At 70.0% G+C, this 8,047-nt stretch carries 7 protein-coding genes; all 7 read right to left on the bottom strand.

Features of this window, described 5'->3' with window-relative positions; all coding sequences use genetic code 11:
- Positions 1–1,079: multiple monosaccharide ABC transporter permease (gene mmsB, locus IEZ00_RS29280; RefSeq protein WP_229796198.1), on the bottom strand; the 1,079-nt coding region annotated here is incomplete at its 3' end.
- Positions 1,076–2,602: a multiple monosaccharide ABC transporter ATP-binding protein gene (gene mmsA / locus IEZ00_RS29275; RefSeq protein WP_189226589.1), complete on the bottom strand. Its 1,527-nt coding sequence runs from the start codon at positions 2,600–2,602 to the stop codon at positions 1,076–1,078. The genes mmsA and mmsB, both read right to left, overlap by 4 nt.
- Before the next feature lie 2 nt (positions 2,603–2,604).
- On the bottom strand, positions 2,605–3,714 hold the full coding sequence (gene chvE, locus IEZ00_RS29270; protein ID WP_189226588.1) for a multiple monosaccharide ABC transporter substrate-binding protein: 1,110 nt from the start codon (positions 3,712–3,714) through the stop codon (positions 2,605–2,607).
- A 43-nt stretch (positions 3,715–3,757) separates the two neighbouring features.
- Complete coding sequence (gene araA / locus IEZ00_RS29265; protein ID WP_189226587.1) at positions 3,758–5,266, bottom strand: L-arabinose isomerase; 1,509 nt, start codon at positions 5,264–5,266, stop codon at positions 3,758–3,760.
- Between the two features lie 20 nt (positions 5,267–5,286).
- On the bottom strand, positions 5,287–5,940 hold the full coding sequence (locus IEZ00_RS29260; RefSeq protein WP_189226586.1) for an L-ribulose-5-phosphate 4-epimerase: 654 nt from the start codon (positions 5,938–5,940) through the stop codon (positions 5,287–5,289).
- Entirely contained in the window at positions 5,940–7,604 is a 1,665-nt protein-coding gene (araB, locus tag IEZ00_RS29255; RefSeq protein ID WP_189226585.1) for a ribulokinase, read from the bottom strand. The genes IEZ00_RS29260 and araB overlap by 1 nt, the downstream gene beginning before the upstream one ends.
- A 77-nt stretch (positions 7,605–7,681) precedes the next feature.
- Positions 7,682–8,047: substrate-binding domain-containing protein (locus tag IEZ00_RS37305; RefSeq protein ID WP_229796197.1), on the bottom strand; the 366-nt coding region annotated here is incomplete at its 5' end.

The raw sequence follows: 8,047 nt of genomic DNA, 5'->3' as shown, positions 1-8,047 counted from the left end.
GTGATCGCGCCGACCACCTTGCCCACGCCGCCCTGCACCGCCGCGCCGCCGATGAAGGCCGCCGCGATCGCGTCCAGCTCGAACGAGGTGCCCGCGGTCGGACCGGCCTGGTTCAACCGGCCCGCGAAGATCACGCCCGCCAGCGCGGCCAGCGCGCCCATGTTCACGAACAGCCAGAAGGTCACCGCCTTGACCTTGACGCCGGACAGCGTCGCGGCCTGGAGGTTGCCGCCCACCGCGTAGATGTGGCGGCCGAACACCGACCGGTTGGCCACCAGCGAGTAGCCCATGGCCAGCACCGCCAGCAGCACCAGCACCCACGGCAGGTTGCGGAACCGGGCCAGCTGCACCACGACGGCCAGCACGACCACCGCCACGCCGACGATCTTGAGCAGGAACACCGGCATCGGGTCCACGATCTGCTTGTAGCCCAGCCGCGCCTGCCGCTTGCGCCACTGCGAGAACGCGAAGCCCGCCACGCAGGCGACGCCCACCAGCAGGCTGACCAGGTCCGCGCCGCCCAGCGGCCCCAGGCCCACGTTGCCCAGGTAGCCCTCGGTGAAGCCGTTGGCCAGGGTGCGGATCTGCTCCGGGAACGGCCCGATGCCCTGGTTGCCCAGCACGGTCAGGGTCAGCGCGCGGAACACCAGCATCCCGGCCAGGGTGACGATGAACGCCGGGATGCCGAAGTAGGCGATCCAGTAGCCCTGCGCCGCGCCGATCAGCGCGCCCGAGGCCAGCGTCGCCAGCACGGCCAGCCACCACGGCAGGCCCATCTGCACGGTCAGCACCGCGCAGATGGCGCCGGTCAGCGCGACCACCGAGCCCACCGACAGGTCGATGTGCCCGCCGATGATCACCAGGATCATGCCGATCGCCAGGATCAGCACGTAGGAGTTCTGGACGATGATGTTGGAGATGTTCTGCGGTTGCAGCAGCGCGCCGTCGGTCAACACGGAGAACAGCACCACGATCAGCGCGAACGCCACGTAGATGCCGCTCTGCCGGAGGTTGATCGAGAACTTGCGCGGCGCCGCGCCCTCGGCCGCCGTCGGCGGGGCGGCCAGCTTGGTGGTCATGAGGTCTGTCCCTGGGTCATGTGGAGCATGAGGCGTTCCTGGGTCGCTTCCTCGCGGGGCAGCTCCCCGGTGATGCGGCCCTCGGACAGCGTGTAGATGCGGTCGCACAGGCCGAGCAGCTCCGGCAGCTCGGAGGAGATGACCAGCACCGCGCGGCCCTGCGCGGCCAGCTCGTTGATGATCGTGTAGATCTCGTACTTCGCGCCCACGTCGATGCCGCGGGTCGGCTCGTCGAGGATCAGCACGTCGGGGTCGGTGAACATCCACTTGGCCAGCACGACCTTCTGCTGGTTGCCGCCGGACAGGGTGCCCGTCGGCGTGGCCACGCTGGCGGCCTTGATGCCCATGCTGCGCCGGAACCGCTCGGCGACCGAGTGCTCCTCGTTCTCGTTCACCCAGCCCTGCTTGGCCAGCTTGGACAGGCCCGCCGCGGAGACGTTGCGCTGCACGTCCTCGATGAGGTTGAGGCCGTAGCGCTTGCGGTCCTCGCTGACGTAGGCGATGCCGTGCTTGATCGCCTGGTCCACCGTGCGGGGCGTGATCTCCCGGCCTTCCTTGACCACCCGGCCGGAGATGTTGACCCCGTAGGAGCGGCCGAACACGCTCATGGCCAGCTCCGTGCGGCCCGCGCCCATCAGCCCGGCCAGGCCCACGATCTCGCCGCGCCGCAGGGTCAGCGACGCGCCCTTGACCACCACCCGGTCCGGCTGGACCGGGCTGTGCACGGTCCAGTCCTCGATCCGCAGCACCTCTTCACCGATGTGCGGCTCGCGCGGCGGGAAGCGGTGCTCCAGGTCGCGGCCGACCATGCCGGAGATGATCCGGTCCTCGGTGACCTCGGCCGCGGGCAGCGTCTCGATCGTGCGCCCGTCGCGCAGGATGGTGATGCTGTCCGCGATCCTGGTGACCTCGTTGAGCTTGTGCGAGATGATCACGCAGGTGATGCCCTGCTCGCGCAGGCCGTCGAGCAGGTCGAGCAGGTGCGCGGAGTCGTCGTCGTTGAGCGCCGCCGTCGGCTCGTCCAGGATGAGGAGCTTGACCTCCTTGGACAGCGCCTTGGCGATCTCCACCAGCTGCTGCTTGCCCACGCCGATGTCGCTGACCGGGGTGGTCGGGTTCTCCCGCAGGCCCACGCGCGCCATCAGCTCGGCCGCCGCGTGGTTGGTGCGGTTCCAGTCGATGAACCCGCGGCTGGCCCGCTCGTTGCCCAGGAACAGGTTCTCCGCGATGGACAGCTGGGGGCACAGCGCCAGTTCCTGGTGGATGATCACGATGCCGCGCCGCTCGCTGTCGCGCACGCCGGAGAACTCGCACGGTTGGCCCTCGAAGAGGATGTCCCCTTCGTAGGAGCCGTGCGGGTGCACGCCGGAGAGCACCTTCATCAGGGTCGACTTGCCCGCGCCGTTCTCGCCGCAGATCGCGTGGATCTCACCGCGCCGCACGGCGAAGTTGACGTCGCGCAGCGCGGTGACCCCGGCGAACCGCTTGGTGATGCCGCGCATCACCAGGATTTCGTCGGTCATCCCTACCTCAGCTGGTCCGCCGTGTAGTAGCCGGACTCGACCAGCACCTTCTCGTAGTTGGACTTGTCCACGATCACCGGCTCCAGCAGGTACGAGGGCACGACCTTCTCGCCGTTGTCGTAGTCGGTGGTGTTGTTGACCTCGGGCTTCTCGCCCTTGAGCACCGCGTCGGCCATCTTCACCGTGATGTCGGCCAGCTGGCGGGTGTCCTTGTGGATGGTGGAGTACTGCTCACCGGCGATGATCGACTTCACCGAGCCGACCTCGGCGTCCTGGCCGGTGACGATCGGGTACGGCTGGCCGCCGGTGCCGTAGCCGCTGCTCTTGAGCGCGGAGAGGATACCGATGGACAGGCCGTCGTAGGGCGAGAGCACGCCGTCGACCTTCGCGTTGCCGTAGGTGGAGGTCAGCAGGTCCTCCATGCGCCGCTGCGCGGTCGCCGGGTCCCAGCGCAGGATCGCGACGGTCTTGAAGTCGGTCTGGCCGCTCTTGACCACCAGGGTGCCCTTGTCGATGTGCGGCTGCAGCACCGACATCGCGCCGTTGAAGAAGAACGTGGCGTTGTTGTCGTCGGGCGAACCGGCGAACAGCTCGATGTTGAACGGGCCGGTCGCGCTGCCGGGGGTGCCGTCGGCGTTGAGCACCTTCAGGCCGGTCAGCAGCGAGGTGGCCTGCTGCACGCCGACCTTGAAGTTGTCGAAGGTGGCGTAGTAGTCCACGTTCGGGCTGTTGCGGATGAGCCGGTCGTAGGAGATGACCGGGATCTTCGAGTCGGCGGCCTGCTGGAGCTGGCTGGTCAGCGCGGTGCCGTCGATCGAGGCCACGATCAGCAGGTTGGCGCCCTTGGTGATCTGGTTCTCCAGCTGGTTGGCCTGCGTCGGGATGTCGTTCTCCGCGTACTGCAGGTCGACCTTGTAGCCCTTGGCCTCCAGGGCCTTCTTGATGTTGTCGCCGTCGTGGATCCACCGCTCGGAGGAGCGGGTCGGCATGGTCACGCCGACCGTGGCGCCTTCACCGGCCTGGGGCTTCTGGTCGACCGTCTTCTCCGCCGACCCGCAAGCCGACATCACTACTGCGAGCGCGGCGACGGCCGCGATCTTTGGAAACCTCATCGTTTCTCCTCCGGGTGTTGCAGCGGTGTTCCCCGGCACAGGTCTAGCGCAGGCCCTGTGCGAGTCGGTAGTACGCCTGGTTCCAGCGCAGGCGGTCGGTGAAGCCCTCGGTGGTGGTGTCCCGGTCGATGACCACCAGTTCGGTCGCGGCCATCTGGGCGAAGTCCCGCAGGGTCTCCGCGCCGACCGCGTGGGTCATCACGGTGTGGTGCGGACCGCCCGCTGTCAACCACGACTCGGCGGAGGTGGGCAGCGAGGGCGCGGGCTTCCACACCGCGCGCGCCACCGGCAGCGCGGGCAGCGGCTCGTCCGGCGGGACCACCTCGACCTCGTTGGCCACCAGCCGGAACCGCTCCCCGAGGTCGGCCAGGCCCACCACGATAGCCGGGCCGGGTTCGGCGTCGAACACCAGCCGCACCGGGTCCTCCCGGCCGCCGATGCCCAGCGGGTGGATCTCGCACGAGGGCTTGTCCGCCGCGATGCTCGGGCAGACCTCCAGCATGTGCGCGCCCAGGATCTTCGGCTCACCCGGCCCGAAGTGGTAGGTGTAGTCCTCCATGAAGGAGGTGCCCCGGCCGGTGCCCGCGCCCATCGCCTTGACCGCGGCCAGCAGCGCCGAGGTCTTCCAGTCGCCCTCGCCGCCGAAGCCGTAGCCCTCGGCCATCAGCCGCTGCACCGCCAGGCCGGGCAGCTGCCGCAGCCCGCCCAGGTCCTCGAAGTTGGTGGTGAACGCGCCGAAGCCGCCGTCGACGAGGAACCGGCGCAGGCCTGCCTCGATGCGCGCGGCGTAGCGCAGCGAGTCGTGCCGCTCGCCGCCGCGGGCCAGCTCGGGCGCCAGCCGGTAGCTGTCGGCGTACTCGGCCACCAGCACGTCGATCTCGTCCTCGCCCACCGCGTCGACCACCGCGACCAGGTCGTTGACGCCGTAGGTGTTGACCGAGACGCCGAACCGCAGTTCGGCCTCGACCTTGTCGCCCTCGGTCACCGCGACGTCGCGCATGTTGTCGCCGAACCGGGCCAGCCGCAGGCCGCGCAGGTGGTCGTGGCCCGCCGCGGCGCGCACCCAGGCGTCGATCCGCTCGATCAGCCGGGGGTCGCTGGCGTGGCCCGCGACGGTCTTGCGCGGCACGCCGAGCCGGGTCTGGATGAACCCGAACTCGCGGTCGCCGTGCGCGGCCTGGTTGAGGTTCATGAAGTCCATGTCGATGGTCGCCCACGGCAGGGACTCGTTGAGCTGGGTGTGCAGGTGCAGCAGCGGCTTGCGCAGCGCGTCCAGGCCGGTGATCCACATCTTGGCGGGCGAGAACGTGTGCATCCAGGCGATCACGCCAAGGCACGACGGGTCGCTGTTGGCCGCCAGCATCACCTGCCGGATCGCGGCCGAGTCGGTCAGCACGGGCTGCCACACGACCTCCGCGGAGATCCGGCCCGACTCGGTGAGCATCCGCTGGATCTGCTGCGACTGCGTCGCCACCTGCTCCAGGGTTTCCGGGCCGTAGAGGTGCTGGCTCCCGGTGAGGAACCAGACCTGCGGTTTCGCCGCAGAGGGCATGGCGCGTCCTCCTCGTGGGCTCATTGCCCGTAGACGTTCTGGTAGCGCTCGTAGAGGCTGTCGACGTGGTGCTGCTCGATCGGGATCGGCTTGCCCAGCTGGTGTGCGAAGTGGACGGTGCGCGCCACGTCCTCCAGCATCACCGCGGCCTTGACCGCGGCGCGGGCGTCCTTGCCGACGGTGAACGGCCCGTGGTTGCGCATCAGCACCGCCTTGGAGCGGCTGGCGCTCAGGGTCTCCACGATGCCGCGGCCGATCGAGTCGTCGCCGATGAGCGCGAACGGCCCCACCGGGATCTCACCGCCGAACTCGTCGGCGATCATGGTGAGCACGCACGGGATCGGCTCGCCGCGCGCCGCCCACGCCGTGGCGTAGGGCGAGTGCGTGTGCACCACTCCCCCGACCTCGGGCATGTGACGGTACACGTAGGCGTGCGCGGCGGTGTCGGAGGAGGGCGCGTAGTCGCCCTCGACCAGGTTGCCGTGCAGGTCGGTGACCACCATCCGCTCCGGCGTCAGCTCGTCGTAGGACACCCCGGACGGCTTGATCACCATCAGGTCCTGTCCCGGCACGCGCGCCGAGACGTTGCCCGCGGTCCAGATGACCAGCTCGTAGCGGGTCAGCTCGCGGTGCAGCTCGGCGACGGTGCGCCGCAGGTCAGCTACTGCCGACATCAGTTCTTCCCCCTGACGGCCTCGCGGCGCAGCGCCTTGAGCCGGTGCATGACCTCGTTGGTCCCGCGCCCGAAATAGTCGTGCAGTTCCTGGTACTCGGTGAAGAGCCGTTCGTAGGCTTCGACGTTCTCCGGGATCGGCTGGTACACGCCGCGCTCGACCGACCCCATCGCGGCGGCGGCCTGGCGGATGTCGTCGTAGGCGCCCGCGGCGACCGCGGCGTGCAGCGCCGAGCCGAGCGCCGGTCCCTGCTGCGAGCCGATGACCGACAGCGGCAGGTTGGTCACGTCGGCGTAGATCTGCATCAGCAGCGGGTTGCGCAGCAGGCCGCCCGCGATCACCAGCTCGGTGACCGGCACGCCCGCGTCGGTGAACGTGTCGATGATCATCCGGGTGCCGTAGGCGGTGGCCTCCAGCAGCGCGCGGTAGGTGTCCTCGGCGCGGGTGGCCAGGGTCTGGCCGACCACCACGCCGGAGAGCTCGTGGTCCACCAGCACCGAGCGGTTGCCGCTGTGCCAGTCCAGCGCGATCAGCCCGTGCTCGCCGATGGCCTGCTCGGCGGCCAGCTCGGTGAGCAGCTCGTGCACCGAGATCCCGCGCTCGCGGGCGCGCTCGTGGTACTCGGCGGGCACCTGGTGGTCGACGAACCACGCGAAGATGTCGCCCACACCGCTCTGGCCCGCCTCGTAGCCCCACAGGCCGGGCACGATGCCGCCCTCGACCACGCCGCACATGCCGGGGACCTCGCGCAGCACGTCGCCGTTCATCACGTGGCAGGTGGAGGTGCCCATGATGGCGACCATCTGGCCCGGCTCGACCGCTCGCGCGGCGGGCGCGGTGACGTGCGCGTCGACGTTGCCGACCGCCACGGCGATGCCCGCGGGCAGACCGGTCCACGCCGCGGCCTGCTCGCTCAGCCCGCCCGCGCGGTCGCCGAGCTGCCCCAGCGGGTGCTCCAGCTTGTCGGCGACGAAGTCGGCGAAGTCGGGGTTGAGCGCGGCCAGGAACTCCGGCGAGGGGTAGCGCCCGTCCTGGTGGATGCCCTTGTAGCCCGCGGTGCAGGCGTTGCGCACGTAGGTGCCGGTGAGCTGCCAGACGATCCAGTCGGCCGCCTCGACCCAGTGGTCCATCGCGGCGTAGACCTCGGGGGCCTCCTCCAGCACCTGCAGGCCCTTGGCGAACTCCCACTCCGAGGAGATCAGCCCGCCGTAGCGCGGCAGCCAGCTCTCGCCCCGGCGCTCGGCCAACTGGTTGATCCGGTCGGCCTGCCCCTGCGCGGCGTGGTGCTTCCAGAGCTTGACGTAGGCGTGCGGGTTGTCCGCGAACTCGGGCAGCTCGCACAGCGGCGTGCCGTCGGCCTTGACCGGGACCATCGTGCAGGCGGTGAAGTCGGTGCCGACGCCGATCACGTCGGCCGGGTCCACGCCCGCCGCCCGGATCGCCTCGGGCACGGCGTTGCGCAACACGTCCACGTAGTCCTGCGGGACCTGCAGCGCCCAGTCCGGCGGCAGCGGCCTGCCGCCGGGCAGCGCCCGGTCCAACACGCCGTGCCCGAACTCGTGCACCGCGCTGCCCAGCTCCGCGCCGTCGCGCACCCGGACCACCACGGCGCGGCCGGACAGGGTGCCGAAGTCGATCCCCACCACCAATGGGTCTGTCGCCATGGCGAGGAGTGTTATCGTTAACATTCCAGTCGTCAAGCCCCAGTCGCAACCTGCAGTTAACGACTAGGTGAACGTGCTCACAGGGAATCGGGCGGCGGCGCGACGCTCGCGCGCGGCACCAGGGTCGGCGCGACGGTGCGGTGCGCCACCCCCACCTCACCATCGCTGACCTGAGCCAACAAGAGCCCCAGCGTCTCCCGCGCCACCGCGTCGAAGTCCGGTCGCACGGTGGTCAGCGGCGGGATGAAGAACGCGGCCTCGGGCACGTCGTCGAACCCGACCACGCTCACGTCCTGCGGCACCCGCCTGCCGCGCTCGCTCATCGCCCGCAGGATGCCAAGCGCGAGGTGGTCGTTGGCCGCGAAGACCGCGGTGACCTCGGGCATCCTGGCCAGCATCTGCCCGGCACGGTAGCCCGACGCGGCGCTCCAGTCCGCCGAGAC

Source organism: Saccharothrix coeruleofusca (assembly GCF_014648515.1).
GTDB classification, from domain to species: Bacteria; Actinomycetota; Actinomycetes; order Mycobacteriales; family Pseudonocardiaceae; genus Actinosynnema; species Actinosynnema coeruleofuscum.
The sequence above is the reverse complement of the archived record's forward strand: the minus strand, read 5'-3'. Positions and strand labels throughout refer to the sequence as shown.